We start from the raw sequence: 13876 nt of genomic DNA on the forward strand, positions 1-13876 counted from the left end.
TAGCGGACGGGTCTCATTTCGAGCCGCTCATTAGTTGTCCATAGGTCAATCAGCCTGTTCGTTCGGATGACTCGGTCGAGCCATCTACTGCTGCACGTACGTCGCTCGCGTCCAGCGCTTTGCTCGCTCGAAAGGCTCGGGTCCAGGCCCGCCGCTTTTCCGCAGCTTCCACGCAGTCGAGTGTGGGATGGACCCACGCTCCTCGCCCGTCGAGACTCGCGGACGGATCCGGAATCACGCGCCCGTCCCTGACGACCAGACGTAAAAGAGCGGAGCGGTCATCTCGGTTTCGGCAGCCGACGCACGTTCGTGCGGGTTCCATCTTACCCCCGGTTGCTGCTGGAGTGCTGACCTCAGGATTCGAGGATGCTGTCGGGTTGGATGTCGATGCGCGCTCCGGTGAGTTTGGCAGCCAATCGGGCGTTCTGACCCTCTTTGCCGATGGCGAGGGACAACTGGTAGTCCGGTACGAGCGCGCGCACGGCCTTCGTTGATTCGTCGATCACGAACGAGCTGGAGACCTTCGCCGGGGAGAGAGCGTTCGCAACGAAGGTCGCCAGGTTCTCTGAGTAGTCGACGATGTCGATCTTCTCGTTATTGAGTTCCGCGGTCACAGCACGAACGCGCTGACCCAGCTCACCGATGCACGCGCCCTTTGCGTTGACTCCGGGCTCCGTGGCTCGAACAGCCATCTTGGTTCTGTGGCCCGCCTCACGCGCGAGGGACGTGATCTCGACGATCCCGCTCGCGATCTCGGGCACCTCGAGGGCGAAGAGCTTCCGGACGAGCGCCGGGTGTGTGCGGCTTACCGTGATCTGCGGCCCCTTCACACCCTTGCTGACGGCGGTGACGTACACACGGATGCGAGTCCCGTGAGCGTACTCCTCACCAGGAACCTGCTCCTCCGGAGGCAGGATGGCTTCGACCGTTCCGAGGTCAACGTGGATCATCCGGGGATTCGGACCCTGCTGGATCACACCCGCGACGATGTCGCCCTCGCGCCCCTTGAACTCGCCGAGAACGTGATCGTCGGCGATGTCGCGCAGGCGCTGGTTGATGACTTGCTTGGCCGCGAAGGCGGCGATACGACCGAAGTCGCTGGGGCTGTCTTCGGCCTCGCCGATGATCGCGCCGTCCTCGTCGCGCTCCGGAACCCACACACTCACGTGGCCGGTCTTGCGATCGAGAACCACGCGCGCGGCGCTCGTGTCCGTCTCGCCAATGTGCTTGAGGTAGGCGGTCTGGATCGCCTGCTCGATGATCTGGACGAGTTCGTCGAAGGGGATCTCGCGCTCGCGCTCCATGAGGCGCAGCACGCTCAGGTCGATGTCCACTGAGGGGCCTCCGCTATTCGTGATGTCTGGCTCGATCGGCGGTGGCCGACGGCGTCGGTCCAGTTTAGCGCGGAGGCCTACAGTGTTCGTGTGGGTCGCAGCATCCGATTGATCGCTCTCGTCTGTGCTGTCGCGCTGATCTCGGGGTGCGCAAGCGATCTCCGGTCGGCCCCCATCGAGGCCGACGACGATTTCGGCACCGTCGAGGTGTTCGCTGTTGACGGCGATGGGATGCTCGAACCCGACGCGAGCGGACTAGCCGAGCACGTGTGGTCGACCTTCACGCGTGTTGCCACTCCGGAGTTCGCCGGACGTACCGTCAGCGAGTACCGCGTGGGAGACGCACCGGACAGCGACACCATGGCTTACGTCTTTCAAGCCGACGATCCGACCCTGTGGGTGTTGGCAGCGAACCTCTCGACGAGCGACGACGACACCCTTCTCATCCCGACATTGATCCACGAGTACGCGCACATCATCACCCTCTCCCCGAGCGAGGTCGACCCGGACACCGTGTCTTGTCCCACCCTCGATCTCGACGAGGGATGCGCGAACCTCGACTCGGTCCTCCTGACCTTCTACGACCACTTCTGGGCAGGGTACGGAGATGACGCCCCTGCGCCCGGCAATTCGGACAGTGACGCCGCGTATGAGTTCTACCGGGAACACGAGAACGATTTCGTGAGCGATTACGCGGCGACCAACGTCGTCGAAGATCTCGCCGAGAGTTTCATGACGTTCGTGCTGGAACCGCGGCCAACCGGCGATACCGTAATCGCGCGAAAACTCGAGTTCTTCTGGTCGTATCCGGACTTCGTCACAACACGAGAGCGCATCCTGGCGGAATTCACCGCGGAGATCGGGCCCGTCGACTAGGCGATAAGTGCGGCGCCCAATTCCTCGATCGCGACCGACGTGCGCTCCCCCGTGCGGCGATCCCACAGTTCGACTCGGCCGTCGGCCGCGTCCCGGCCGACGATGACAATGACCGGCACACCGAGCAGTTCCGCGTCGCCGAACTTCACACCAGGTGACACCTTCGGACGGTCATCGAAGAGCACGTCGAAACCGCTCTCCTCGAGGGACCCCACGATGACCTCGGCCGTCGCGTACACGGTCTCATCACGGCCGGTCGCGATGACGTGCACGTCGAAGGGGGCAACGTTCTTCGGCCAGATGAGTCCCTTCTCGTCGTTGTTCGACTCCGCGATGACAGCCATGATGCGCGTCACGCCGATGCCGTAGGAACCCATCGTGACGGTGACGAGCTTGCCGTTTTCGTCGAGCACCTTGAGGCCGAGCGCCTCCGCGTACTTGCGGCCGAGCTGGAACACGTGGCCGATCTCCATGCCACGCGCCAATTCGACGGGCCCCGAGCCATCCGGAGCTGGATCGCCCGCGAGCACCTCCGCAACCTGAACGATTCCGTCGGTCTGGAAGTCACGACCGGCGACGAGGCCGAACACGTGTCGCCCATGCTCGTTGGCACCCGTGATCCAGCCACTGCCGTCGGAGACTCGCGGGTCGACGACGTAACGGATGCCCGTCACAGACTTCTCGCCGAGCACGGGCCCAGCGGCCGACCACGGACCGATGTAACCCTTCACCAGGCCGGGGTTCTTCGCGAAGTCAGCCTCCGTGGCCGCCTCGACGATCGCCGGAGCGAAGGCGACCTCGGCGCGCTTCATGTCAACGTCACGGTCTCCCGGGAGCCCGACAACCACGAGTTCGCGATTGCCCTTGAGGTCGGTCAAGGCCAGAACGATGTTCTTGAGCGTGTCGGCGGCGGTCCAGGCACGTCCGTCCGGTCGCGGGTGCTTGGCATTCGCGACGTCGACGAGGGTCGCGATGGTCGGCGTGTCCGGGGTGTCGAGCACCTCGGCGGGGGTGAGACCCTCGTAGGCGCGTGCGGGCGGGGCTGCCGTCGTGAAGGCCTCAACGTTGGCCGCGTATCCTCCGTCGGAGCGCACAAACGTGTCCTCCCCGATCGGCGTCGGGTGCAGGAACTCCTCCGACTTGGATCCACCCATTGCCCCGGCATCCGCCTTGACGATGACGTACTCGAGGCCCAGGCGCTGGAAGATGCGCTCGTAAGCATCACGATGCTGCTGGTAGCTGACGTCGAGACCGGCATCCGTGTAGTCGAACGAGTAGCTGTCCTTCATCGAGAACTCGCGGCCGCGCAGGAGACCTGCGCGCGGGCGAGCCTCGTCGCGGTACTTGTCCTGGATCTGGTAGATCGACAGCGGCAGGTCTTTATAGCTCGAGTAGAGGTCTTTGACGAGGAGCGTGAAGACCTCTTCGTGAGTCGGAGCGAGGAGGTAGTCAGCATCCTTGCGGTCTTTGAGCCGGAAGATTCCGTCGCCGTACTCCGTCCACCGACCGGTGATCTCGTAGGGCTCGCGCGGCAGGAGCGCCGGGAAGTGCACCTCTTGCGCACCGAACGCCTCGAGCTCCTCGCGGATGATCTTCTCGATCTTGCGGCGCACCTTCAGGCCGAGCGGCAACCACGCGAAGACACCTGGTGCCTGACGGCGGATGTAACCGGCTCGTACGAGCAGTCGGTGACTTGCCACCTCTGCATCGACGGGGTCCTCGCGGAGGGTGCGGACGAAAAGCTGGGAGAGGCGCGTAGACACCTGCCCATGTTACTTGCGCGTCGCCACGCTCCGGTCTGACGCAGAACGTTGGACTGCGGCATGCGAACAGTCGATCGTCGTCAGGTCGCCGAGGCTGGGGATGGACTCCACCGGCTCGAGCCCACGGCGGGAAGACTCACCGGATGCGTCGACCCACTCCACTGCCTCCCGCGCTTCACGCCGCAGGATTTACCGTCGCCGAAGCTCGGGAAGCATGCGTCGGAGAAGGTCGACTACGTTCGTCAGACCTGACGAGCCCGTTCTACGGCGTGCGGTCTTCGAGCCAACCGAGCACGGTCCTGGCGCTCGCACGGGCGCTGCACTCGCGTATGACGCCCGACCAATATTTCAGCCACACGACCGCAGCGATCCTGCTCGGGCTCCGGATGCCGGAGGGCTTCCGTGAGCCAACACTGCACGTCACCTCGGTTCGACCGCGCCGGGCCCCTCGCCTCAGCGGGGTGTCGGGCCACGACTCCGGGCCCCGAGACCTGGTCTGGCTGGATGGGATCCCCGTGCTCAACCCGATCGACACGTGGCTTCAGCTCGCGGCGAGATTTGGCCTCGATGATGTGATCGTCATGGGCGACGGTCTCGTCAGACGGTTGCGCCCGATCACGACGCTGGAGCGACTCGGTGAACTCATCCACGGTTACCGCGGGCGAGGAAGCCGTCGCCTCCGCGATGCCATCTCTCTGATGCGCCACGCCACCGACTCTGCACGCGAGACGACGCTGAGGCTGGTCGTCGTCCGCGCCGGGTTCCCGGAACCCGAGGTCAACGGGGTGATCCGCAACCGACACGGAGCCGTCGTCGCCCACGGCGATCTTGTGTTCCGTCCTTTTCGCACCATCCTGGAGTACGAGGGCCGTCACCATGGCGAGAGTGAGCGACAGTTTTCCATCGACATCGCGCGGCTTGATGAACTCATGGACGAGGAATGGCGTGTCATCCGAGTCGACAAGGCTCTCATGGCACGACGAGCGACTCTCCTGGGAAAAATCGACCGCGCGCTGAGGAAGGGCGGGTGGAGTCCCACCTGACACAAAACGCTGCTCCGGATAGCCGGAAACGCCGTTCTCCGTCAGTTCGCGGTAACCACCTGCGGGCTACCGACGGCGCCGGGAGGCATCTCCGCCGCGAGACGGTTGGCCTCTTCGATAAGGGTCGCGACGATGTCTGCCTCCGGCACGGTCTTAATGACCTCGCCCTTGACGAAAATCTGCCCCTTGCCGTTACCGCTGGCCACACCGAGGTCCGCCTCGCGGGCCTCGCCGGGCCCGTTGACGACACAACCCATAACGGCGACACGAAGCGGAACGGTCATACCCTCGAGGCCCGCGGTGACGCTGTTGGCCAGCGAGTACACGTCAACCTGCGCACGACCGCAGCTCGGGCACGAGACGATTTCGAGCTTGCGCTCGCGAAGGTTGAGCGACTGCAGAATCTGCAGGCCCACCTTGACCTCCTGCGCCGGCGGGGCCGACAGTGACACACGGATGGTGTCGCCGATTCCCTCAGAGAGCAGGATGCCGAACGCCGTCGCCGACTTAATCGTGCCCTGGAACTCGGGGCCCGCCTCGGTCACACCGAGGTGCAGCGGCCAATCGCCGCGCTCGGCGAGGAGGCGGTAGGCCTTGACCATGATGATCGGATCGTTGTGTTTCACCGAGATCTTGAAGTCGTGGAAGTCGTGCTCCTCGAAGAGGCTCGCCTCCCACACCGCGCTCTCGACGAGCGCCTCGGGGGTGGCCTTGCCGTACTTCTGCAGGAGGCTCGGCTCGAGCGATCCGGCGTTGACGCCGATGCGGATGCTCACGCCAGCGTCCTTCGCCGCCTTGGCGATGGCACCGACCTGGTCGTCGAACTTCTTGATGTTGCCGGGGTTGACGCGCACAGCGCCGACGCCCGCGTCGATGGCCGCAAACACGTACCGCGGCTGGAAGTGAATGTCCGCGATGACCGGAATCTGGCTCTTCATCGCGATGATCTTGAGCGCGTCAGCGTCATCCTGGTGCGGAACCGCAACACGCACGATGTCGCAACCGGAGGCGGTGAGTTCGGCGATCTGTTGGAGCGTCGCGTTGATGTTGGTGGTCTGCGTCGTCGTCATCGACTGCACGCTCACGGGGAAGTCGCTACCGACCCCGACTTTGCCGACGTGGATCTGTCGGGTCTTGCGGCGGGGGGCGAGGGTTTCGGGGACCTTCGGCAAACCGAGATTGACTGCTGGCACGACTCAAGCCTACGGCTTACAGGATGGAGATCGGCTTGACGATATCGGCATACGCGAGCAGCAACGTCATGCCGGCGAGAATGATCGAAACCACGAGCGTGACGGGGATGAATCGCGCCGTATCTACGGGCCCCGGATCGGGTTTGCCCCGCAAGGCCGCGAACTTGCGACGAATCGCCTCCCACAGCGCACCAGCCACGTGTCCTCCATCGAGCGGGAGGAGCGGGATGAGGTTGAACACAAAGAGCGCGATGTTGAGGGATGCCAGGAGCTGCACGAGCGTCGCGGCGCGATCGGCCACGGGCGCTGCGCTCAGGCTCGTGACCTCGCCAGCGATTCGCCCGATCCCAACGACTCCGATCGGGCCGTTCGGGTCCCTCTCCTCGGGACCGAAGGCCGCGATGGCGATGTCGACGAGTCTCTGAGGAAGGGTGATGACGATCTGGACGACGCGTACGACGTTGTCACCGACCGCGGGGAGCACTGCCGTCACGGGCTGTTGCACGTTGACCGTTGCCGGCCCGATCCCGAGGAACCCGACCTCCTCCGTGATCGGGTTGCCGTCGGCATCCTCGGCAATCTCGCCCGTGGCCGTTGTCGCATAACGCTCGGACAGGAGAGGCACGGCGCGCAGCGTGACGTCGGACCCGCCCCGCTCGACCACGAAGGTGAGTTCTTCGCCGGGAGACTCCCTGATGATTTCCGTTGCCTGCGTCCACTCCTCGATCGCCTGACCATCGATACTCACGATGCGGTCGCCAGGTTCGATGCCCGCGGCGAGCGCGGGCGACGCGGCATCCCCGGGAGCGCACTCCTGACTCGAGCTCGAAGCCGGGATCACACACTCGTTGACGCGACCGATCGTCGTACTGAGCTGCGGGATGCCGAACCCACACAGCACGATCGCGTACAGCAGCACACCGAGCAGAAGGTTCATGACGGGTCCACCGAGCATGATGATGATGCGCTTGGGGACGGGCAGCCGGTAGAAGGCTCTACTCTCGTCGACGTCGACGAGAGTGTCCGCGCTCAGCTGTCGAGCATCCTGAACGAGGGTGTCGAAGATGCTTGTGGTCGCGGTTCGACTGCGCCCGCCCGGCCGGCGAGGCGGGAACATCCCCGCCATGGAGATGTATCCGCCGAGTGGCAGCGCCTTGATTCCGTACTGTGTTTCGCCACGACGGAACGACAGCACGGTCGGCCCGAAACCGATCATGTACTGACTGACGCGCACACCGAACTTTTTCGCGGGGAGCAGATGCCCCACTTCGTGAAGTCCGATGGACAACGCCAGTCCCACGAGCACGATCAGGATGCCGAGAACGTACAGCAGTACCGATTCCACGGCGTCAGATTACCCAGTTCATGCTGACAACAGGCTGTCGGCCGCCGAACGCGCCCACCGTTCCGCCGCGAGGACGCCGTCAAGACTCAGCTCGCCGCCCTGGTGCTCGCCGACAACTCGTTCGATGGTCGGCACGATGTCGAGGTAGCCGATAGCCCCGGCGTGGAAGGCCATGACCGCCTGCTCATTGGCGGCGTTGAAGACGGCAGGGAACGTCCCCCCGGCCTCGCCGACCAGCTTGGCGAGGCGAACGGCGGGAAATGCCTCCTCGTCGAGCGGGGCAAACGTCCACTCACTCGCGGTCGTCCAGTCGAGGGGCACCCCGACACCGGCAACGCGGTCCGGCCATCCAAGACCGAGCGAGATGGGAAGTCGCATGTCGGGAGGGCTCGCCTGCGCGATCGTCGAACCGTCGACGAACTCCACCATGGAGTGGACGATGGATTGCGGATGCACCGTCACCTCGATGCGGTCGTACGGCACGTCGAATAGCAGATGGGCCTCGATCACCTCGAGACCCTTATTGACGAGCGTCGATGAGTTCGTCGTGACCACCAGGCCCATGTCCCACGTGGGGTGGGCGAGGGCTTCCGCGGGAGTCACCTGTGCGAGCGAGTCGCGACTGCGGCCGCGAAACGGCCCGCCGGAAGCGGTGAGGATGAGACGGCTCACCTCGGAGGCAGAGCCCGAGCGTAGGGCCTGCGCGATAGCCGAGTGCTCGGAGTCGACGGGAACGATCTGACCGGGAGCGGCGACGGATGTCACGAGGTCGCCGCCCACGATGAGGCTCTCCTTGTTGGCGAGAGCCAGGGTCGCTCCCGCGTCGAGCGCGGCGAGGGTCGGTGCGAGGCCTACCGACCCCGTGATGCCGTTGAGGACGACATCGGCACGCACGCTGCGAACGAGTCGTGCAGCGTCATCCGCTCCGAGCGCCGTCTCGGTGACGCCGAAACGCTCCGCTTGCTCGGCCACCATGTCGGCGTTCGACCCCGCGGCCAACCCCACAACGCGGAAGCGTTCGGGATTGGCCGCGATGACATCGAGCGCCTGAGTTCCTATCGAGCCCGTGGAGCCCAGGAGGATGACGTCGCGCACGTCACCTAGCCGAGTCCGAGAATGTCCACAACAAAGACGAGCGTGTCGGTACCACCGATGTCCTCGCCTGCACCCGCTTCCCCGTAACCGAACTCGGGCGGGATCACCGCGAGAACCTGAGAGCCGACGGTCTGACCGACGAGCGCCTGAGTGAAGCCCGGGATCACTCCGTTGACGTTGAACGTTGCGGGCTCGCCGCGCTCCCAGCTGGAGTCGAACGTCACGCCGGTGTTCCAGTTCAGGCCTTCGTAGTGAACAACCACGTCAGCGCCGTCGGTGACCTCGGGGCCGTCGCCCTTCTTGAGCACTGCAATCTGCAGGTCGGTGGGCGGTGCGCTGTCGGGAAGGGTGATGGTCGGACGCCCATCGGCGTCGAGCTCCACGGTCGGGAGGCCCGGGGTCGGCTCCTGGTCCTCTCCGTTCGCACGGGGAAGTGCGGGCTCCGGTGCCTCGGCGACCTCAATGATGTCGACAACAAAAACGAGGCTCTCGTCGGCTGCGACTCCCAGCGTCTCTTGTCCGGCGTCGCCGAACGCGTCGATCGCGGGCACAACTCCGACCACACGGGAGCCCACGGTCGAGCATTCGAGAGTCTTGACGATGCCAGGAAGCAGGGCTGCCTCATCGAGCGTGAACTCGGCGACCGGCGTCTCGCCGTACTCGGTCGAGTCGAGCTCTTCGCCGCTCTCACCGTTGAAGACCTTGTATTCCACGAGCACGGTGTCGCCCTCGACAACCGTCTCACCGTCGCCCTGAATTGCGACGGTGCGCTGGGTCTCCTCGGCGGACACGGGGCTGGGGATCGTCACCTCGGGGGCAGCTCCGAAGTCGCCGCTGACCTCGATCGAGTCCGAGACCGAACCGGACGGCGTCGTCGGGCAGTCGGGAGTGGAAGCGCCGGGAGCGCAGGCGGCGAGCGACATCACCAGCCCAGCCGAGAGAAGAAGTGGGGTTGCTGCGCGCACGAGGGCACCTTTCGAGGGGGAATTGAGCGGAATGTCTCCCCTATCCTTGCCTACTCCGGCTGAGTCGTGGGTGTGGCTTTGCCTGCCACAACCTGGATGGTGGGCTCATGGGCTACCGGAAAGGCGAGCGACGCGTTGATGAAACACAACTTCGCGGCGTCATCGTGCAGCCTGCGAGCCCGATCGGGGTCACCCGCTGAGATCGTCACCTCGGGTCGCAGGGTCGCCGACACGAAGGCACCGCCGCCGTCGGCGTTTGTGCGAAGCAGGCCGGTGGCGGCATCCGCGTAACTTTCGACAACGACCCCCTCGCGCGTGGCCACGTAGAGGTAGCTCAAGAGGTGACACTGCACGAGCGAGGCGATCAAGAGCTGCTCCGGATTCCATCGATCGTGCGCCCCGTGGAATGGCTTGTCGGCTGACGCGAGGATGCTCGGCAGACCGTCCACGGAGATCTCGGTATCGCGCCCAAACGCCCGCGGACCCGACGTACCGGTACCTCGATTGCCCAGCCAGCGCACGTCCACGCGGTAGTGATGGTCTGTTCGCATCGCGTCCTGAGCCTTCTGCCCGCCGGGGGCGAATAAACTTGGCCTCATTATGACTGACACCACCGTTGCCACCGGCACCCCCGACACCTCGGCACCAGTAACCCAGGAGCGGCGGGTGGTCACGGCGATCCCGGGACCCAAGTCGCAGGAGCTCCACGCACGCCGTCTCGAGGTGGTCCCCGTCGGTGTGACCGCCGCCCTCCCCGTCTACATCGAGCGAGCCCACGGGGCGATCGTGGTCGACGTCGACGGCAACCAGTTCATCGACCTCGGCGCCGGAATCGGCGTGACGACCATCGGTCACACCAACGATGCAGTGGTGGCCGCCGCCACAACCCAGCTCGACAGCGTCATCCACACCCTGTTCACGATCACGCCGTACGAGTCCTATGTCCGTGTCGCGGAGCTGCTCGCCGCGCACACACCGGGCGACTTCGCGAAGAAGACCGTCCTCGTGAACTCGGGCGCCGAAGCCGTGGAGAACGGCGTCAAGATCGCCCGCAAATACACGGGCAAAAACGGGGTCGCCGTGCTCGACCACGCCTACCACGGTCGTACCAACCTCACGATGGCCATGAACTTCAAGGCTGCCCCGTACGCGACCGGCTTCGGACCGCTCGCCGGCGACGTGTACCGCGCTCCGAACTCGTACCCGTTCCACGACGGACTCTCCGGGTCGGAGGCGGCACGCCGCACGATCTCGTACCTCGAGAAGACCGTCGGCGCGGACGACCTCGCGTGCCTCGTCGTCGAGCCCATCCAGGGCGAGGGCGGTTTTGTAGTGCCGGCAGAGGGCTACCTGCCCGCGCTCCAGGAGTGGTGCACCGCCAATGGCGTTGTGATGATCGCCGACGAGATTCAGTCCGGCATGGCCCGAACCGGTGCGTACTTCGCGAGTGAGCACTTCGGATGGGTTCCCGATCTGGTGCTGAGCGCCAAGGGCATCGCCGGTGGACTGCCGCTCGCGGGAGTTACGGGTCGCGCCGAGATCATGGATGCCGCCCAGCCTGGCGGTCTCGGCGGAACGTTCGGCGGCAACCCCGTCGCGTGCGCCGCGGCGGTCGCAGTATTCGAACAGATCGAATCGCAGGGACTTCTCGCCGAGGGCAAGCGCATCGAGAGCGCGCTCGTCACGGGCCTGCGTGACCTGCAGGCCAAGTACCCCGTCATCGGAGACGTGCGCGGAATCGGCGCGATGATCGCCATCGAACTGATCGTTCCCGGCACCCACGAGCCCGATGCCGCTGCTGTGACAGCGGTTGCCGCCTACGCTGCGCAGAAGGGTGTGCTCCTTCTCACTGCAGGGACATACGGCAACGTCCTGCGCTTCTTGCCGAGCCTCGCGATCTCCGACGAGCTCATCGCCGAGGCCCTCGGCGTGATCGACGAGGCGTTCGCCAGCCTGTGATCGGGGAACTCCGCCCCGCCACTGCCGTCGAACTCGCCGTCGTCGAGCGTTCAGGTCTGCGCGAATCGAGCCACATCGGTGCGGCGGTGGTGCTCGACGGGGACGGCGAGACACGGGCAGAACACGGCGACGCTGGCGCACTCATCTATCCCCGTTCGACCATGAAGCTCTTCCAGGCTGTCGCGCTCCGTCGCCTCGGCGTGCACCTCGAGGGCGAGGAGCTGGTGATGTCGGCGGCGAGCCACATCGGCACACCCGATCACGTGCGAGTGGTGCGCAGCATCCTCTCGCGCGCTCGACTCACCGAAGACGCCCTACAGTGCCCCGTCGATTGGCCGATGGATGCTGCGGCGCGCCACGAGGCGGATGCACCGAGCCGCGTCACGATGGGCTGCTCCGGCAAACACGCGGCATTCCTCCTCGCGTGTGTGCACAACGGCTGGCCCGTCGACACCTACCTCCACCCCGATCATCCGCTGCAAAAAGCCATCCGCGAGACCGTCGAAGAATTTGTCGGCGAGCGCATAGTGCACAGCGGAATCGACGGATGCGGGGCGCCCGTCCACGCCATGAGCCTCCGCGCCCTCGCCAGGGGCGCCAGCCGAGTGGCGCGCGGTATCGATGACGACGCCGCGCGGCTCGCGGACGCCATCCGGCGGCACCCCTGGGTTTTGGACAATCGCGTCGTCCGCACGGTCATCACAGAGACGGGGATGGTTGCCAAGAGCGGCGCGGAGGGCGTTTTTGTTGCCGGTGAGAAGGATGGCACCGCAGTCGCGGTTCGTGTTCTCGACGGCTCACAACGTGCTCTCGCACCAGTAGCCCTCTCGTTGCTCATGCAGCACGGTGCGCTCGGTTTGGAGCTCGGCGAACGCGTCACGGCAGCAGTCACCGAGCCGGTGCTCGGAGCTGGTCTCCCCGTCGGATCGTTGTACGCGGTCGTCTGACCGAAGCTCCGGTCAGGTCGTGACCTGCATCGCGTCGATGTATTCCTTGATCGTTGGCATTCCCATCAGCCGGTCTCGGAAGAACGTGTTGATGAGGTTGATCACACGCGTCTGGGCGGCCGCGACCGTAGCGGTTCGGGCCTCCCCCGCCTCCTGATCGTCGAGCGTGCGTCGGAGCGCGAGAAGCGACTCCACGATCTCGACCTCCTCGTCGCCCTCGAGGGCGCGGATAACGTCCATCACGAGCGCGTCCGATTGTTCCTTGACCGCTTCGATCGGGATGGATGACCCCGGCACCGTCGCGTTGTCCAGCGTCGTGATGAGCGACCAGACCTGGTAGAGGATCGTCGCTGGTTCGTCGAAGAGTTCGCGAACGAACGCGGCATCGAGGTGACGGCCCGACAGACGGAAGACGTTGTACATGCGCTTGGCGGCCTTGCCATAGTTGAGCGACTTCGTGAGGTACTTCCTGACCTCGCCCTCCAGCTTCTCGACGTACTCGTCGAGGGCGTCGTCGGAGACGAAGCTCGCCACCTTGGCGAACACCGGCACGGCATCCGCGTCGAGGTAGACCTCCTGGAAGTAGGCGTCGAGGTATCCGTCGAGGGCCACGATCTCGCCGTCGGGACCCTCCCATGTCACATCGATGACGTTGCTCGCGTTGGAGAGCTGCCGCCGCTCCGGATCCGCCACCACCCAGTCGGCCTTCACCCAGCCGGGATCACGGGCGGCGTCCTCCCACCGGACAACGTGAACTGACCCGGCGCTGTGAACGTGTTGCTCTCCCGCCTCGATCTCCGCTGCCGACCAGGAGATGGGGCTGCCCGCGCGAACGGCGCGCCCACCGACCTCGCCATCGAGTGCGTACGTCCCGAGCTTGGCTTCGAGGAACTGGTACGTGGGACCTTGCAGGGTCGAGAGCACCTTCTCCCGCAGCACGGTGGCGAGGATGCCGCTGGCCTCATCTCGGGTCGCGGCGATGATGTTGAGACGCTGGAAGTAGTCCGCGTCACCCGGAAAACTCTGGATCTTAGACTGCGCGGCGGAACCCGACAGGGCGAGGGCTCCTTCGACAACACCCGCGGGTCCGGTCACTTCGACGATCTGACCGATACGCCGAAAGCGAGCCAGATCGTGGGGACTGAAATCGAGCATCGTGACCTTATGGCCGAAAGTGCCGCTCTCGGTGTCGATCTGCAGGGCATCCGGGTCCGCCTGGGCTGCCGCAATCGCCGTGAGCCACTGCGTCGTGGACTCCTCGTCGAGTTCGACCCCAAGCCTCTGGGCTGACTCGACGATACGGCGAACCTCATCGGCGGCATCGTCGATCACGGGCTGGTCCGTCACGGTGAACCT

The 13876-nt window shown here is 65.2% G+C and carries 13 protein-coding genes; 4 read left to right on the plus strand and 9 right to left on the minus strand.

Annotation, left to right across the window (positions count from 1 at the left end; translation table 11 throughout):
- Positions 1-49 precede the first annotated feature (49 nt).
- The gene (locus LH407_RS02105; protein WP_322132944.1) at positions 50-322 is read right to left on the minus strand and encodes a YlxR family protein; all 273 of its coding nucleotides are present in this window, start codon (positions 320-322) and stop codon (positions 50-52) included.
- Positions 323-353: 31 nt separating this feature from the next.
- Complete coding sequence (gene nusA, locus LH407_RS02110; protein ID WP_322132943.1) at positions 354-1334, minus strand: transcription termination factor NusA; 981 nt, start codon at positions 1332-1334, stop codon at positions 354-356.
- Between the two features lie 90 nt (positions 1335-1424).
- Between nusA and LH407_RS02115 the strand changes: the two genes are divergently transcribed.
- Positions 1425-2210 carry an NADH:ubiquinone oxidoreductase subunit 4 (chain M) gene (locus LH407_RS02115; protein WP_322132942.1) on the plus strand — a complete coding sequence of 262 codons (786 nt, stop codon included), beginning with the start codon at positions 1425-1427 and terminating at the stop codon, positions 2208-2210.
- Here the strand turns inward: LH407_RS02115 and LH407_RS02120 are convergent.
- The gene (locus LH407_RS02120; protein WP_322132941.1) at positions 2207-3973 is read right to left on the minus strand and encodes a proline--tRNA ligase; all 1767 of its coding nucleotides are present in this window, start codon (positions 3971-3973) and stop codon (positions 2207-2209) included. The genes LH407_RS02115 and LH407_RS02120 overlap by 4 nt on opposite strands.
- A 329-nt stretch (positions 3974-4302) precedes the next feature.
- Between LH407_RS02120 and LH407_RS02125 the strand changes: the two genes are divergently transcribed.
- Positions 4303-5016 carry a hypothetical protein gene (locus LH407_RS02125; protein WP_322132940.1) on the plus strand — a complete coding sequence of 238 codons (714 nt, stop codon included), beginning with the start codon at positions 4303-4305 and terminating at the stop codon, positions 5014-5016.
- Positions 5017-5057: 41 nt separating this feature from the next.
- On the opposite strand, the gene ispG is transcribed toward LH407_RS02125, so the two are convergent.
- Genes ispG through LH407_RS02150 form a run of 5 tightly spaced genes read right to left on the minus strand, consistent with a single transcriptional unit; the run spans position 5058 to position 10165 of the window.
- Entirely contained in the window at positions 5058-6209 is a 1152-nt protein-coding gene (gene ispG / locus LH407_RS02130) for a flavodoxin-dependent (E)-4-hydroxy-3-methylbut-2-enyl-diphosphate synthase (protein WP_322132939.1), read from the minus strand.
- A 16-nt stretch (positions 6210-6225) separates the two neighbouring features.
- Entirely contained in the window at positions 6226-7554 is a 1329-nt protein-coding gene (locus LH407_RS02135; protein ID WP_322132938.1) for a M50 family metallopeptidase, read from the minus strand.
- A gap of 18 nt (positions 7555-7572) precedes the next feature.
- Positions 7573-8649, minus strand: a complete 1077-nt coding sequence (locus tag LH407_RS02140) for a 1-deoxy-D-xylulose-5-phosphate reductoisomerase (RefSeq protein WP_322132937.1) — start codon at positions 8647-8649, stop codon at positions 7573-7575.
- A gap of 5 nt (positions 8650-8654) precedes the next feature.
- Positions 8655-9614 carry an FKBP-type peptidyl-prolyl cis-trans isomerase gene (locus LH407_RS02145; RefSeq protein WP_322132936.1) on the minus strand — a complete coding sequence of 320 codons (960 nt, stop codon included), beginning with the start codon at positions 9612-9614 and terminating at the stop codon, positions 8655-8657.
- 50 nt (positions 9615-9664) lie between these two features.
- Positions 9665-10165 carry an OsmC family protein gene (locus LH407_RS02150; protein ID WP_322132935.1) on the minus strand — a complete coding sequence of 167 codons (501 nt, stop codon included), beginning with the start codon at positions 10163-10165 and terminating at the stop codon, positions 9665-9667.
- 49 nt (positions 10166-10214) lie between these two features.
- Here LH407_RS02150 and gabT point away from each other — a divergent pair, with 49 nt between their 5' ends.
- Together gabT and LH407_RS02160 are read left to right on the plus strand one after the other, a co-directional pair.
- Positions 10215-11573, plus strand: a complete 1359-nt coding sequence (gabT, locus tag LH407_RS02155) for a 4-aminobutyrate--2-oxoglutarate transaminase (RefSeq protein WP_322132934.1) — start codon at positions 10215-10217, stop codon at positions 11571-11573.
- Positions 11570-12520 (plus strand): asparaginase, encoded by a 951-nt coding sequence (locus LH407_RS02160; RefSeq protein ID WP_322132933.1) that lies wholly within the window; start codon positions 11570-11572, stop codon positions 12518-12520. Before gabT ends, LH407_RS02160 begins: the two co-directional genes overlap by 4 nt.
- A 12-nt stretch (positions 12521-12532) precedes the next feature.
- On the opposite strand, the gene LH407_RS02165 is transcribed toward LH407_RS02160, so the two are convergent.
- Positions 12533-13867: a hypothetical protein gene (locus tag LH407_RS02165; protein WP_322132932.1), complete on the minus strand. Its 1335-nt coding sequence runs from the start codon at positions 13865-13867 to the stop codon at positions 12533-12535.
- Between the last annotated feature and the right edge of the window lie 9 nt (positions 13868-13876).

It is taken from the genome of Antiquaquibacter oligotrophicus, assembly GCF_020535405.1.
In the GTDB taxonomy this organism is placed as follows: domain Bacteria; phylum Actinomycetota; class Actinomycetes; order Actinomycetales; family Microbacteriaceae; genus Rhodoglobus; species Rhodoglobus oligotrophicus.

What these genes read in the sequence shown, in the direction of transcription:
- LH407_RS02105 (WP_322132944.1), bottom strand. Translation starts at nt 322, where the DNA reads ATGGAACCCGCACGAACGTGCGTCGGCTGCCGAAACCGAGATGACCGC.
- LH407_RS02125 (WP_322132940.1), top strand. Translation starts at nt 4,303, where the DNA reads ATGACGCCCGACCAATATTTCAGCCACACGACCGCAGCGATCCTGCTC.
- LH407_RS02150 (WP_322132935.1), bottom strand. Translation starts at nt 10,165, where the DNA reads ATGCGAACAGACCATCACTACCGCGTGGACGTGCGCTGGCTGGGCAAT.
- gabT (WP_322132934.1), top strand. Translation starts at nt 10,215, where the DNA reads ATGACTGACACCACCGTTGCCACCGGCACCCCCGACACCTCGGCACCA.